The 14,559-nt window shown below is 67.9% G+C and carries 8 protein-coding genes; 4 read left to right on the forward strand and 4 right to left on the reverse strand.

Annotated elements, in window-relative coordinates:
• Positions 1-166: 166 nt before the first annotated feature.
• From F1D05_RS37835 to F1D05_RS37850, 4 genes are all read right to left on the reverse strand, one after another.
• Complete coding sequence (locus F1D05_RS37835) at positions 167-2,446, reverse strand: gliding motility-associated C-terminal domain-containing protein (protein ID WP_185445005.1); 2,280 nt, start codon at positions 2,444-2,446, stop codon at positions 167-169.
• Positions 2,447-2,681: 235 nt separating this feature from the next.
• Positions 2,682-3,308, reverse strand: coding sequence for a LysE family transporter (locus tag F1D05_RS37840; RefSeq protein ID WP_246486305.1), 627 nt, complete (start codon positions 3,306-3,308; stop codon positions 2,682-2,684).
• Positions 3,309-3,473: 165 nt separating this feature from the next.
• The gene (locus F1D05_RS37845) at positions 3,474-7,157 is read right to left on the reverse strand and encodes a UvrD-helicase domain-containing protein (protein ID WP_185445006.1); all 3,684 of its coding nucleotides are present in this window, start codon (positions 7,155-7,157) and stop codon (positions 3,474-3,476) included.
• Positions 7,150-10,245 carry a PD-(D/E)XK nuclease family protein gene (locus tag F1D05_RS37850; protein ID WP_185445007.1) on the reverse strand — a complete coding sequence of 1,032 codons (3,096 nt, stop codon included), beginning with the start codon at positions 10,243-10,245 and terminating at the stop codon, positions 7,150-7,152. Before F1D05_RS37850 ends, F1D05_RS37845 begins: the two co-directional genes overlap by 8 nt.
• Positions 10,246-10,406: 161 nt before the next feature.
• Here F1D05_RS37850 and F1D05_RS37855 point away from each other — a divergent pair, with 161 nt between their 5' ends.
• The 4 genes from F1D05_RS37855 (at position 10,407) to F1D05_RS37870 (ending at position 14,548) form a co-directional block, all read left to right on the forward strand.
• Entirely contained in the window at positions 10,407-10,604 is a 198-nt protein-coding gene (locus F1D05_RS37855) for a hypothetical protein (protein WP_185445008.1), read from the forward strand.
• A 7-nt stretch (positions 10,605-10,611) separates the two neighbouring features.
• On the forward strand, positions 10,612-11,010 hold the full coding sequence (locus F1D05_RS37860) for a VOC family protein (RefSeq protein WP_185445009.1): 399 nt from the start codon (positions 10,612-10,614) through the stop codon (positions 11,008-11,010).
• A 110-nt stretch (positions 11,011-11,120) separates the two neighbouring features.
• Entirely contained in the window at positions 11,121-13,871 is a 2,751-nt protein-coding gene (locus F1D05_RS37865) for an FtsK/SpoIIIE domain-containing protein (protein WP_246486306.1), read from the forward strand.
• Positions 13,868-14,548, forward strand: coding sequence for a hypothetical protein (locus F1D05_RS37870; RefSeq protein WP_185445010.1), 681 nt, complete (start codon positions 13,868-13,870; stop codon positions 14,546-14,548). The genes F1D05_RS37865 and F1D05_RS37870 overlap by 4 nt, the downstream gene beginning before the upstream one ends.
• The last annotated feature ends 11 nt before the right edge of the window (positions 14,549-14,559 follow it).

Below are 14,559 nucleotides of genomic sequence, written 5' to 3' on the forward strand. Positions count from 1 at the left end.
AGGGGACGGCCGAGTGACCCCCGGCACAGGGTGACATGCCCACTTGTCCACAGCCTGTAACCATCCAGCCCATCCAACCCAGGAGCTCCGTAAACTCTCCGTCACACCCTTTCACAAACCAGGGCCCACCTGCCTACCTCCAGCCTTCTTTCTCCTCTGGTTTTGGTCAGGCGACGGTGAGGGTGCTGGTGATGGGGCTGGTGGAGGCGGTCCACCAGCGGAGGGCGCCGTCGGAGGTGGAGCCAGTCATGGTCCAGGTGTAGGTGCCTTTGGGGACGAGGGCGCCGGCGGTGTTGCGGGCGTCCCAGGAGAGGACGGCGCGGCCGGTGGTGTTGGCGCAGTTGAAGGTGCGTACGACGGTGGTGCCGGAGCGGATCGTCAGCGTGCAGGTGGGGAGCGCTTTGCTGAACGGGAAGTCGGGGGTCCAGCGGTCGTTGACGCCGTCGCCGTTCGGGGTGATGGTCGACGAGCCGAGCGCGTTGCCGAGGTAGCGGGGCGGGTCGACGAAGGTGGAGTTCGGGGCGAGCCGGGCGACGCCGTCCGTGCCGATCCACGCCAGCAGCTCGTCGTGGGCGTCGAAGGCGTTCGGGCCGACACCGCCGTAGTACGTGCCGATGGTGCCGATCGCGGTGGTCCCGAGCCGCAGCTCGCGCAGCAGCGACGGCGAGCCGCCGTACGTGCCCGGGATGCCGTAGACGGCGTGGCCGCCGGTGAGCTTCATCCGGACGGCGACGTTCGTGGTGCCCACCCGCGTGGCCGCGGCCATCGTCACCATGTTGCGGAAGGCAACCATGCCCTTGGTGCAGCCGGCGATCACGCATTCGGACCAGCCGACGTACGAACCGAAGACGCCGATCGCGCCGACACCGTACCCGGCTGCCTTCACCGTGACGGTCTTGTTGCTGGACAGATCGCGGCGGTAGATCGAGCCATCGCGGTTCGACCACACGACGTACGAGCCCCAGAGCGCCCATTTTGTGGTGGTGGCATCGCCGAGTCGCGTACTGGTCCCCGTCCGCAGGTCGTACAGCATCGCCGATTTGGTCCCGTACTGCGGGCAGCCGGGCGCGCACGGATCTCCGGTCAACTCCGCCCGCGTCCACAAGACCCGCGTCCCGGAGACGGTGAAGGTGCCGTCCTGGATGGTCGCGGTCGCCGTGGATGCGAAGACGAGCCGGTCGGGCTCACCGTCGGCACGGACAAGCAGGCGGTCCGTGCCCTCACCTTGCCAGGTGCGTAGCAGGAGCCGGCCACCGTCGGCGCCGAGTTGCCAGGCGGCAGGGCCCTTGTTCACCGAAGGGCCGAGCGTGATCGTCGTTGCAGATTTCGAATAGGTCCGGGTGTGCAGCATGACCTGCGGCAGGCCCGGTTGCGGTGCGGGCGCGTCCGAGTCGATATAGGCAACCTTCGACGCGTCGACCGCGATCGCGCTGGCGTAGGGCGGATAGTGCGGGAGCGTGACCACGCGTTCGAGCGCGGCTGGATCTGCGGCTGACGGACCACGATCGATGGTGGTGTCGACACCGAGCCGCACGAAGTAGAAGGCGGTTCCGTCCGAGGCGAGCGTTTGTACCGCCGGCAGCCTGCTTGGGGTGCCACCGGCTGCGGGCACGGTGGTTGCGGTGCAGTCAGAATCCACGCAGTTGACGTATCCCGTCGCGGTACTCGTGACGGCCATGCCGACGAACCAATCGCGGCCGACCGGGATGTCCTGACTGCTCGGTTGTCCCAGGATCCTGCGGTGAATGATCAGGGGGTCGTCGGTGCCCGCTCCCTCGACCCACGCGATCACGTTGCCCACCAGGGTCGTGTAGTTGTAGACGTAATCGTCGGTGTCGACCAGGCGGGCGGTCGCCGGGGTGGCGAAGGAGTGGTACTCGAGTACGTGAACGCCACCGTTGCCGGCATGGGTGGTGACCTCGACGAGGAAGCCGGTCGCGTCAGCTGTGAGCAAGCGCGCTGTCGGGATCGTCGTCAGGGTCCGGATCGTGCAGCCGGTCGAGCCGGCGGTGACGAGCTGGATGACGCCGGCGCTGTCGGCGCGGACCCAGCCCGTTGGAATGAATGCCCGTTGCTGCCCGGCCGTCGGGCAGCTGTGCAGGGTCGGGTCCGAGATCGTGCGGTACGTCGTGTTGGTGTCGTTGTTGTCGCGGGAGAAGATCATCGAACCGCTGATCGCGGTGGTGTTGTTGGAGACCTGGAAGCTGGGTGCGCCGGTTGGTTTGACCCACGTCGTGATGCTGAGCCCGGAGTCGAGGCCGCGGGTGTCGTAGAGGAGTCCGGCGGTGCTCGCGGACATCGAGAAGACTCGTGCGTGGCCGGTCGGTGTCCCATCGAGCAGCACCGTGCCGACCGGATCAGCCGCAGCCGCCCCGCCGACGAGCGTGGCGCCGACCAACAGCGCCCCGAGTCCGATCGCGATCGATCGCAAAGCCTTCACCGGCATGTCGCGCTCCCCTCGGGTGATCCTCACTCAGACGATGCAGAGCCCACCCTGAAAGTTGCGAGCGAGTCGGCGGAGCTCGCGCCGGACGTAGCCGGCCTGCGTTCCCGCGAGTTCTCCGATCCCGGTCAGGCCTGGATCGGCCGAGAGGGCGGCGTACGGACGCAGAGCGTCACCGGGTCCGGCTGGCCCCGTACACCGGCGCCGGGCCGCGCGGCGTCGTACGGGTCTGGCGGCGCTAGTGGGTGAGGAGGAGCTGGGTTGCGAGGGCGCAGATGAGGAGGGATGAGGCCAGGGCTGTGCTGAGGCGGCCGTGGGGGCTGGTGAGGGCTCGGCCCAGGAGGGCTCCGCCGCCGGCCAGCAGGAGTTGCCAGCTGGTGGAGGCGATGAAGGCGGCGATGACGAATACGGTTTGGTGGAGGAGGGACGGGGTGCTGCGGGCGCCGAGTACGAGAGCGGTGAAGTAGATGACGGTGGTCGGGTTGAGCATGGTCATGCCGAGCAGGCCGAAGTACGCCCGGGTCGGTGTCGGTGTCGGTGGCGGTTTGGTCGGGCTGGACGATGTCAGGCGACGGTGTTGGTTCAGGGCGGTTGCTGCGCTGCGTACGGCCAGCGCGATGAGCACCAGCGCGGAGATCCACTTCAGCGGGGTGGTGATCGGTTCGATCAGCGGCGCGATGACTGAGCCGCCGAGAGTTGCGATGAGTGCGTACAGGCCGTCGGCGGTCGCTACCCCCAGAGCGGCGTACACGCCGATCTTGAGGGAAGTCCGCGCGGTGAGAGCTACTACGTAGGTCGCGACGGCTCCGACAGGCATGGCGATGCCATAGCCGGCGAGCAGCCCCGCGACGAGCGCGGCGGTCACGACCGCGAGTGGATTGGCCTCCGCACCAGGCCGGTCTGCTGCTGGACCCGCACCGTACGAACGGCGGAGCTCAACAGGAGAACGGTTTCGGTCGTGGTCATACCCGAATCCTGCGTTGCGGGGCTCCCGCGCGGCAACCTATTTAGTAATTGTCTAAGGCCCTTGTTAGAGGGTTTGGGAGACGGCTGTGGTGGGGGCGAGGAAGAGGAGGACGGGGCGGCCGCTGTTGGGGAGCATGTCGGTGTACGCCTGTAGCTGAGGGGCGTAGTAGGCGACTCGGGCGTCCAGGGCGGCTGCCGGGACGGCGTCGGTTTTGTAGTCGACGATGATCAGGGTGCCGTCGTCTTCGCGGTAGATCAGGTCGACGAAACCTTCGAGAACCGTGCCATCGGGTTGCAGAGTGCCGATGTACGACTCGCGCCAGTGCTCGCGCGCGGCTGCTCGCCGTACGACGTCCGAGCCGAGCGCCGATCGGACCAGCGCGGTGACGACCTCGGAGTACTCCACCACTCCTTCAGCCAGACATTGCCCAGCGACCGCGGCGTCGAGGCCGGCGCCGGTGGCGAGGTCGACGACTTGGAGTACGCCGTGGACGGCGCGGCCGATGGCGGTGCCGTACCGGCCTTTGGACCAAGGCGGCAGCTCGATGTCGCGCGCGGCCTTGGCGCTACCAGGGTCGGCGCCGTGCAACGCGACATCCGGGCCGGTGCCTTCCAGCCCGGACGCGCTCTGCGCCGACCGACGCCGGCTCGCCTGTCGCGCTTCGGTGATCTTGGCTTCCCACTCCTGGCGATTGACCGGCGGAGCGACCTCGGCCGAGGCGCGCGCGTCGTCCGACGACACCTCGACCGGTGGGCCGTGGAAGAATGTCGTGTGAGGTGCTTCGGCGGCTCCGGCGCTGGTCAGCAACTCGGCGTTGCTGGAGTGCTTTCGACTGCCGGAACGGTGGAGCGAGACGACGAGGTGGTCCCGCGCACGGGTCGCCGCGACGTACAGCAGTCGTCGACGCTCGTAGTCGTCCATCTGCTCATCGACGGGTTGAACCAGATCGAAGTCTTCGGTCTGCACCGACGCTTTGAGCTTGACCGCGTAGCCGCCGTCGGGTGGCCACAGCACCTGTACGCCGCGTTGCCTGTTCGGTGCGGCCGTCATGCCGGACAGGATGACGATCGGAAACTCCAGGCCTTTGGCGGCGTGGATCGTCATCACTCGTACGGCGTCCGCGTCGGTCTCGGGCAGCACGGCCTCCGCGACTCGCGAGGCTTCCTCGCCTTGGTGAGCGGCCCAGGCCAGGTACGACCGGAGGCCGCCGTGCTCGACTTCGGACCAGGCTCGCGCTTGATCGACGACGAAGCGGACTCGGCGCCACGCGTCGCGTGCTCGCGGACCGGTCGCGGCGACCTCGAGCATGCGGCGGTCCGCGACGATCTTCGCGAGTACCTCGCTCGGGGTGAGCCAGCGGGCGGCGTAGTACGTGCGGCGCAGCCATTCCATCGCTTCGCCGACCGGGTGGGTCAGCAGTGAGTCGGGGACCGGCGCGGTGAGAGTGAATGAGCCGCCGGATCGCTTCCAGACGAACAGGTCGTCGTCGCCGCAGCCGAACAGCGGTGAACGCAAGGCTGTCACCAGTGCGAGTTGGTCGCTCGGGTCGCCGAGCGCGCGAGCGCAGGCGAGGAGGTCGCGGACCTCGGAGGTTTGATAGACGAGTGAGCTGGCCTCGGCGCGGTACGGGATGTCGGCGCGGTCGAGGGCATCCTCGAGGAACGGCAGGGACGTTCGGGCGGGAACCAGTACTGCGATGTCGCCGGCGCCGGCGGTGCGCCAGGTTTCGGCCTTCTCGTCGTAGACCTGCCAGCCTTCGCGCAAGGCGCGATCCACGACGGCGGCGACGTCGGCCGCCTCGTGTTCGCGGAGGGCGGTGGCTTGGGCGCGGGGGAGACCGTCGTGCGGCTGGGCGCCTAGCACCGTGACCGCGGGTCCGCCCGGGATCGACGGGTCGCCCGCTGTCGTGGGGGCGAGGTCGTCGGAGGCGAGGTTCGGGACGGAGACGGCGAAACCGCGCCGAAGCGGGATAACAGTGGCGAGGTCCGGCACCTCAGGCGCAGGGTCAGGCTCGCTGTCGGGCACACGCTCAAGCGAGACGTGCGGCTCTGGCGTGGCGTCGAGATCAGGCGAGGCGTGGGGATCAGGCGAGGCGTCCGGCTCAAGTGTGGTGTCGGGTGGAGTGCCGTCGTCGCCGAGGAGGGACAGTTGGTCACCGCTTACTGCACTCGGCTGGTGGTCGACGGCGGGCGCCTTTGAAGCACCCGCGGGGACTGGAGTCGTCGCTGACGCCGAGGTTGGCATGCCTGGCGGGAGGGTTTTGGGTGGCGTTGCCGGTGCCGTCGAGGTCGGCGAGCCTGATGGGAGGGCTGTGGTGGTGGTGGAAGTTAGGTGACGGGTGGTGGGGGCGGGGGTGCGGTGGGGGGTTAGGGGTTGGTAGGCGGGCTGGGCGTTTTCCTGGGGCTGGATGAGGGTGGTGAAGACGTGGTTGACCCAGTCGAGGACCTGGGGGACTGTGCGGAAGTTGGTGGTCAGTTCGACCGTCTCGCCGAGTAGGTCCTGGGCCGTCAGGTAGGTCGCGATGTTCGCGCGGCGGAAGCGGTAGATCGACTGTTTCGGATCGCCGACCACGAAGAGACGCCCAGGGGGTACTTCGACGTCGCGCCAGTCGGGAGCGTCCGCTGCCGCGCCGCCTGCGATTCGTACTGCGAGTTCGATCTGGATCGGGTCGGTGTCCTGGAACTCGTCGAGTAGCAGCCGTTGGTAGCGCTCCTGTAGGGCTGACCGGACGGAGGTCTCACGGCGAAGCAGGTTGCGGGCCAGTACCAGGAGGTCGTGGAACTCCAGCCGGCCCTCGGCGCGGCGTAGCTCGGCCGACTCCAGCACTCGCACCGCGACCCAGTGCGAAAGATGCCGTAGGCAAGCATCGAGGAGCAGCTCGACCAGCGAGCCGGCGACCTCGACGACCTCGGTGCAGTCACCGCGCGTCTTGGTGATGTCGGGCCAGTTCTCCTTGCGACCGATCTTCCCCACCTTCAGGCCGCGCAGGTTCTGCAGGATCGCCAGCTGGGTCTCTTGGTCGTTCGCCGCGTCGAGCATCAGGCCGAGGTCGCGGATCCGATGCACCTTCGGTAGCAGCCTGTCCTCGTCGGTCAGGCAATCTACCGCGACCGAGCCGATCTGCGCGGCGGCCGCGATCAGCCCGCTCAGATCCGGCATCTCGACCAGGTCGGGTGGATCCACCAGCACCCGGTCGCTGATCAGGTCCCAGTCGTTGCCGAACAACCGCGCCAGCGACCGCAGGTGCTTCAGTTCGACCCCGACGGCCATTGCCAGCAGCAACGGCTCCGCGATCGTGTCGTCGTCCAGCAACTGCTGCTGCAACTCCGACCAGCGTTCCTCGAACGCCACCGACGAACCGACCTCGTCCAGTACGTCGATCAGCGGTGGCAGCCCGGCTTCGATCGGATGCGCGAGCAGAAGCTGTTGCGCGAACGAGTGCAACGTCCCGATCGACGCCGAATCCAGATCGTCCAATGCCGCATCAGCCAGCTGCCGCGACGGCCCCCGACGAGCTTTCTCGAACTCCACCCGCAGCCGGTCCCGCAGCTCCGCACCCGCCTTCTCGGTGAACGTGACAGCTGCAACCGTGCTCAGCGGGATCCCGTCCCGCAGCACCAAGGTCGTCACCCGATCCACCAACGCATGCGTCTTCCCAGACCCAGCCCCAGCCTCGACGAACAGCGTCTCGCCGGTGTCCGACCGAATCTGCTCCCGCGCCTCCGCGTCCAGCAACTCCTCACTCATCGAGGGCCACCTCCTCGAATGCAGGTAGCGCGCCTGGGTCGATCAGTCGGACCAAGCGTTCCAGCTCTGGATCCTGGCGTTTCCGTTCCCATCTGGTTCGAACCCCGCTGTGGCCGATTCCGTCGGGGTTGCAGTACGGACATTGCACCCAAAGGAAGTCCGGTACTTCGGGTGCCTTCGCCGGGAACTGGCCGGAAGCGATCGACGACACGATCACCTCCAGCGTGTCCACGTACCTGGCCTCGACCTCGTCCGTCAGCGGCACCGGAATCCGCCGGCCGCCCTTGCGCACGAACCAGTACGCCGCCTCCACGGGCGTCGACTCTTCGCCCAGCCGAGCGCGCGCCGCATACGCATAGACCGGCAGCTGCAACTTGGTCCCGGCCGCCACCGGATCCGACTCGATCGCCTCGTACCGCGAGAAGCCACCGGTCTTCACATCGGTGACGTAGATCGTGCCGTCCCGGCCGAGATCGACCTTGTCCGCCGAGCCCCGCAACAGCACCCGCCCCGATGGAATCGGGATCTCAACCGCCGGCTCCCCATCGAAGCCGAACCGCAGCTCGCTCGCGACCACCGACGCGTCATGCTCGAACCGCCAGCGATCATCATCGGCAAGCAGCACCAGCAGATCGCCCAGGATCCGCAGCCGCTCCCGCTGCCACAACCGCGGATGCCCGGTCAGCCCCTCGGCCTCGAACCGATCGGCCAGCTCCGCACCGATCGCCAGCAACAGCGATCGCTGCTCGGCCGACCATTCCTCGCCGTACTCAGGCAGCGATCCGGCCAGCCGGGACACGAACGCGTCCAGGCTGTTGTGGATCAGATTCCCCACCTGCAGAGGCGAGATCACCAGGAGATCTTCCGGCGACTCAAGCGGCTCCACCTGCAGCAACCGTTCGACGAAGTACGCGTGCGGACAGGTCGCATACGACTCCAGCAATGTCGGCGAGGCAACCCGATCCTCCGACGCGTAGTCCGGCAGGCCGGGCACCCCCGACAGATTCCCGTCGAACCGCGTGAACTCGTCGCCCGAACGCGCCCGCAACAGCACCCGAGCCCGCTCGACCACCTGGTCGGGCAACGCAAGCCCCGCCGACAACGCCCGCACCTGCCAGTCCTGCTCCGTCGCCGCCATCCCTGCCGTGGTCAACGAACCGGCGTACGACGCGGAGGTGAGCGGCCGATCGCCGTACTCCGCTCGGTCCCACTCGGTCGCGGCAAGCGCGTGGTCGCCGGTCAACGACCGCAACGTACCGAGCAACCAGCGCGTCGGTAGCCGACGGCTGGATCGGCGAAGATCGCCACGCGGGAACGACGCGACGACCCGTTGCGAACCGGCCGAGAACGCCGCGAGCAGATGCCGCTGCTTCTCGTCCAGCCGGTCGCGGAACGATGCCAGCTCCGGCGCGGCGGCCTCCCGGACCCGATGGGGGAGTAGCGCGTCCTCGTGAACCCGCCCCGGATAAAGGTCTTCCGACAACCCGACCACGAACACGATGTCCACCGAGAGCCCGATGCTCGTGGACATCGGCGCCACCAGCACTCCGGTGCCGAACGTGCCCACTCGCGGCAGCGATTGCTGCAACTCCAGATCGAGGACATCGCGCAGTACGGTCAGGCCGGCCGGCGTACCGAGCTCGTCGAGGGTCGACAAGCCATGCAGAGATCCCTCCACCGCAACCGCTGCGTATTGCTCCTCGACCGGCAACGAATCGGTGTCTCCCAACAGATCCTGGAAGAGCTCAAGTACCGCGGCGGCCAGCTCCGACCAAGTCTCGAACAACGCGACCGCCTGAAGCCGTCGACGCAGCTCCGAAGCGAACTGATGAAGCCGCTCCGCCGTCTCCGCGTTGTACTGCGCACGCCGTACTGCGGCGGGCCGGGAATCCTCAGCCGCTGCCTCTTGATCGGCCGTACGACGTTCTGACTCCGCATAGCGCGCCAGCCGGTCGTCCCAGTCGTCACCGCGAACCACTCCGGCGACCCGCGACATCCGCTCCCACTGCGGCACCGGGATCCGTTCGCCGGTGAAGTCCCGAGTCGGAGCGTTGGCCAGCGCCCGGAACAAGTCCGCGCGGGGGAGATCGCGGTCGACCAATGCGAGAACTTCCAGCAACGTCCGACCCAGCGCTCGCTCGTGGACCGGCCTCGTCCCCGGACCGTTGACCTCGATCTTGGCGGCCGCGAGATGCTCGTGCAGCAGCCGGGCATACGGAGTGGCTGCCGAGTAGAGCACCGCGATCCGGTGGGCCGGCGTACGGGCGAGGGAGGCGACCACGGCTCGCACGACGCAGCGGACCTCGTCGTCGGCGTCGGAGGCGTTGAGCACCTCGGTCGCGACCGGATAGTTCTTGGAGATGGACGTCGGCAGATCGATGCCGATCCGCTCCAGCGATCGCCGTACGGCGCGATCGGCGCGCTTCACGTCGGTCAGTCCGACGATCACGGTCAGATCGGCTGCGGCCGTCCCGAGTGCTTCGACGAACCCGGCTTCGGCCTGCGTCAGTTCCTGCGGCAGGTAGAGCACCAGCGCACCGAGCTCGGCAACGATTGCAGGATTCTCAGCCGCCCTCGCGGCCGCAGTCTCCAGCAAGTCGGTCTCGTCGTACCAATCCGGCGACAACTCACCGGTGACATGGCGATGAAGCCGAATCAGATCGGGGCCGAGAACTGAGGCTGAGGACACTTTCTCAAGGACCGGCTCGCTCAGATCGCGCAGCTCCCGATGGGCTGCAGCAAGCGCTTGGATCGTGGCCGGATGGTCGGCGACCTCCGCGAAGACCCCGGGCGCCTTCGACAGCGCAGTACGCCAGGTCGCTGCCACGATCGGGCGGGTTGCGGGACGACGCGGTGCGAGCAGGCCGGAGGCGAGCTGTTCGGCCAAGCGGGGCAGCGTTGCCAGATAGAGCCCGGCGATGCCGGCGACGGCCAGAAAACGCCGTGCGGCCACACCGGCCAGGTTGTTGGGCAGCAACAGGGTGACCGGCTTCATCGGGTCCTCGGCCTTCAGGCCCGCCACGACCTCACGCAGCCGCTCCAACGCGGCCGCGCCGTACGCCGTGGTCTCGATCCGGGTCGCGCTCACCTCTGCCTCCCCCCAACAAGCCGAACAGTCGGACGAGCTTTCGATCACCCCAGACGCTAGACCACCCTCCGGACAAAAAGCGCCGACCCTTCCACAGCAGCAGCGGATCGAGGCGCGCCCATGTCGCTGCGGTGGCGGCCAAGGGCTCGGACAATGAAGAAATGACCAAGGAGACCTCCATCGCCCGCGTTCTGGTGGTGCTGGTCTTCGCCCCTGCGGGTGGCCTGTTCGGGAAGGCGGTCGCCGCGGCGGCAGCCGGTTCGAACTGGTGGCCGTGGCTGGCCGGCGCGCTGGTCTGGCTGGTCGTTCTCGGCCTGGCCGCGGTGGCGGTGTCCAACCGGCTCGACGAGCACAGATAATGCTCCGATGGCCGCCGCTGTGCACCACGTCGAGATCTGGGTCCCGGACCTTTCCCGAGCATTGACGAGCTGGGGCTGGATCCTCGGCCGATTGGGCTGGAAGGACGGTGACAGCTGGCCCGGCGGATACATCTGGATCGCGCCCGACGGCAGTTATCTGGTCGTCGAGCAGAGTCCCGCGATGTCGGCGCCCGAGCACGACCGGCTGCGGCCGGGGATGAACCATCTGGCTCTCAATGCCGCGAGCCGGGCCGAGGTCGACGCGATCGTGGCCGAGGTGACTGGTCACGGCTGGACGCTGATGTTCGCCGACCGTCATCCGTACGCCGGTGGTCCGCAGCATTACGCCGCATTCCTGCATAACACCGATGGCTACGAACTCGAGATCGTAGCCCCTTCGAACTAGTCGGCAGGTGAGACTTCTGATGGCTGAAGTGACACACGGGGCTGATGGTGTGACATGGTTTACGCAGGCAGCGGGAGAGGTCGCGTCGCAGTGGTGGAAGGACGGTGCTCGTGACGGAGAAGCCTGACGGGGAAAGCATGCCCGGACCGGTCTCTCCGGAAGTTCTGGAGTCACGGGTCCGGGGACTGCAGTTCGCGCTCGGGGAGCTCATCGAGAACGCGCGCCGGCTCACCCATGGCGAGCACCAGCGCGCGGTCAAGCTGCACCGGCAGATGCAGGAGCAGACGGTGCTGGCCAGGCGTGAATCGCGTGGCCTGGTAGAGGCCGCGACCGCTGAAGCGCTTGCTTCGGCCGAGCCCGCGGCACGCCTGCTCGCGGATCGCTTGGCGCCGGGGCTCGCCTCGATCCCGCCGAACGACGCCCGCTGGCGGTCAAGACAGCTGGTGGGAGCCGGCACCCCGTCGTACGTGCGGATCGGCCAGTTGGAAGCCGGTACGCCAGTAGTCGCGCCCCTGCTGCGGACGAACGGCTGGAAGGTCACGGCTGACCGCAGCGAGGCAGCGCGGCAGCTCCTGCAAAGCGTGGCGCTGCGGCTGATCGCGGCAGCCGAGCCGTTCCGGTTGCGGATCGACGCGTTCGACCCACGGCTGACCGGGATGATGGGGCTGCTCGGGCATCTGACCACGAAGTACCCGCAATTGGTGCCGCGGGCAACACACACCGCGGAGCAGCTGCACACCGTGCTGTCCGGGCTTGTCGACGTGTCGTCGCTACGGGCCAGCAGGCAGGCGCAGCTCGGGCACAAGCGGTTCGAGGAGCTGATCCGCGAGACCGGCCGCGTCACCGACCCGTACAGGCTGATCGTCCTTTTCGACTACCCCTCCGGCATCGATTCCCTCGCGCAGCGCGATCTGGTCCGACTGGCGGCCACGGGCGGGGACAGGGGGATCTGTTTCCTGGTCCACCACGACCCGGCCACGGCAGGCGAGCACGAGGTGGATCCGCGGCAGCTACTGGACCTGTTGACGCCAGTAGCAATCAGTGGAGGCCGGGTAGAGCTGTCACAGTTGCAGAGCGTCCCGGCTCAGCTTGATCCGCCGTTCGACGCGAATGTTGCTGCAGGCATTTGTGACGTCGTCGCCGAGCTGGCCGAGATCGCAGTCCTGCCGACCATCGAGTTCAACCGCACGCTGCCTGACCGCTCCACCTGGTGGCAGCCGGTCAAGGACGAGCTGAGCACGGTCATCGGGTACGACGATCGCACGCCGGCGCTGGTGCGGTTGCGCAGCGGCAACCCGGCGCTGCCGCACGTTCTGGTCGGTGGTGCAGTCGGGCAGGGCAAGTCGAACCTGCTGCTCGTGCTGATCCACGGTCTTGCCGCGCGGTACGACCCGGTGGACCTGGAGATGTACCTGCTCGACTTCAAGCATGGCGTCGAGTTCTCCGCGCTCGGACCGGCGGGGGAGCGGGAGCATTGGCTGCCACATGTCCGCGTGCTTGGTGTGCACAGCGACCGGGCGTTCGGCCTGGCCGTGCTGCGGCATCTGTCCGACGAGCTGGCGCGACGCAGTGAGATCTTCAAGTCGCACGGCAACGTCGCGGACATCGCCGAGATGCCTGCCGGGCCGGAGCGACCGCCGCGCATCCTCGCAGTACTGGATGAGTTCCAGGTGCTGCTGGAGGACGACGACGAGCTTGCTGACGAGGCGGCGCGACTGCTGGAGCGACTGGTGCGACTCGGCCGCGCGTACGGCGTACATGTGGTGCTGGCGACGCAGACGATCGAAGGGGTCAAGCGGCTGTCGACGCGGCGCGACTCGATCTTCGGGCAGGTGCCTTACCGGATCGCGTTGAAGACGACGCCTGCCGACGCGCAGGCGATCCTGCGGACGGGTAACACGGCTGCGGCCGAGCTGCAGTTCCGTGGCGAAGCGGTGCTGAACGCGAATTTTGGCTCGCCTGACGACAACCAGCACGTCCTGGTCAGCTTCGCGGACAAGGCCGTTCTCGACGACCTCCGCCGCGAGCTGTGGCTGAGATCGGGTACTACGCATCCGCCGCGCATCTTCCATCTCGCGGAACCGGCCAGGTTGACCGACACCGCCGCGTCGGTGAAGCCCGAGCTCGGCAGGCCTTGGACGGGGCTGCCGATCGCGGTGACAGAGGCACCCGTGGCCGTTGAGGTTCGGCCCGAGCCGGGCGCCGGCGTACTGGTGCTTGGTGACGGTCCGGCGGATGCGCTGGGGGTTTTGTCGGGGCTGGCGGTGTCGGCGGCGGCTGCTGCCGTACTGCCGCCGCGCTTCATCTTCATCGACGGCACCGACTCGTCACCCGCGGTTGCTGAGGGCAAGGGTGCGCTGATCCAGGCGTTGAGGCAGCTCGGATCCGAGGTCGAGACGGTCGACAAGCATGAGGACATCGCGCCGCGGTTGTTCTCACTGCGCGATGCCGTGCGCGACGGGCACGTCGGTGGGGAGACCTACCTGCTGGGGTTCGGGTTTCACGGCGTACCGAAGATGCAGACACACGCAGACGGGTACTTCGAGAGTCCAGCGAACGCGCTGCAGGACATCGTGCGCGACGGGCCGACCCAGGGGCTGATCACCTTCGGCTGGTGGAACCGACTGCACGTCTGCACCGAGCAACTCGGCTACGGCCGGGCCAACGTCGCTACGCACATGTTCTTGCGGCACCCACAGGACGGCGTACGGGCAGTGTGCGGGCCGCTCGTGCGGTGGGCATCGGAGCCGCACCGCGGGCTCTTCTGGGACGGGCTGCACCCGGAGGCACAGGTCGTCGTACCGTTCGCGCCGCTGCGCGTGGACGAGGTCGACCGCTATGTAGAGCTGGTACGCCGATGAAGACCGAAGAGCAGGAGTGGTCGGAGTACGTCCGGGCGGTGCGGCAAGTGGCTGGAGCACGTGCGGACGCGCAGCAGACGCAGGACCGGTTGACTGCCAACCGGTCGAAGGCAGAGGCCACAGCGATGGCCGAAGCCGACGCCATGGCCGAGCGGGGGCGCAAGCTGGAGCTGCGGCTCAACGAGCTCGCTGAGAAGGCTGCCGGTTCGTTGCAGCGGGCGGGGTTGCCGGCGGAGGGCAAGAAGACCACTGTCACGATGCCTGCGATCAGGGGACTCACAGACATCGAGGCGGCCGCGGCCAAGCTCACCAAGCAGCTGGCGGACACGGTCGACAAGCTCGAAGAGGTCCGTGCGAAGGCCCGGGCGGAGCAGGAGCGCCGCAAGCGCCGTACTATCAGCGCCGCACTCGTAGTGGTCGGCTTTCTTCTGGTCTGGGTGATCTCCGGATCGTTCCTGGCCGCACTGGAGGACGCTGTGATCGCGGCCGTCACCATGCTGGCCGCATCCCGCGTACTAGGCCTGCCACGGCTGCCCGGAGCACGCTGGTGGGGCTGGGGCGGTGCTGTCCTGGTCATCATCCTGATGGCGGCCGGGCTGCCGTGGTGGATCGCCATCGCCGTACCGGTGATCATCTCCGGAACGGCGATCGTGTTGCCGAAGAAGCGCATTCCCTAGGAAGAAGAGGC

This window comes from Kribbella qitaiheensis, from assembly GCF_014217565.1.
GTDB lineage: Bacteria > Actinomycetota > Actinomycetes > Propionibacteriales > Kribbellaceae > Kribbella > Kribbella qitaiheensis_A.

What these genes read in the sequence shown, in the direction of transcription:
- F1D05_RS37835 (WP_185445005.1), bottom strand. Translation starts at nt 2,446, where the DNA reads ATGCCGGTGAAGGCTTTGCGATCGATCGCGATCGGACTCGGGGCGCTG.
- F1D05_RS37845 (WP_185445006.1), bottom strand. Translation starts at nt 7,157, where the DNA reads ATGAGTGAGGAGTTGCTGGACGCGGAGGCGCGGGAGCAGATTCGGTCG.
- F1D05_RS37855 (WP_185445008.1), top strand. Translation starts at nt 10,407, where the DNA reads ATGACCAAGGAGACCTCCATCGCCCGCGTTCTGGTGGTGCTGGTCTTC.
- F1D05_RS37860 (WP_185445009.1), top strand. Translation starts at nt 10,612, where the DNA reads ATGGCCGCCGCTGTGCACCACGTCGAGATCTGGGTCCCGGACCTTTCC.
- F1D05_RS37870 (WP_185445010.1), top strand. Translation starts at nt 13,868, where the DNA reads ATGAAGACCGAAGAGCAGGAGTGGTCGGAGTACGTCCGGGCGGTGCGG.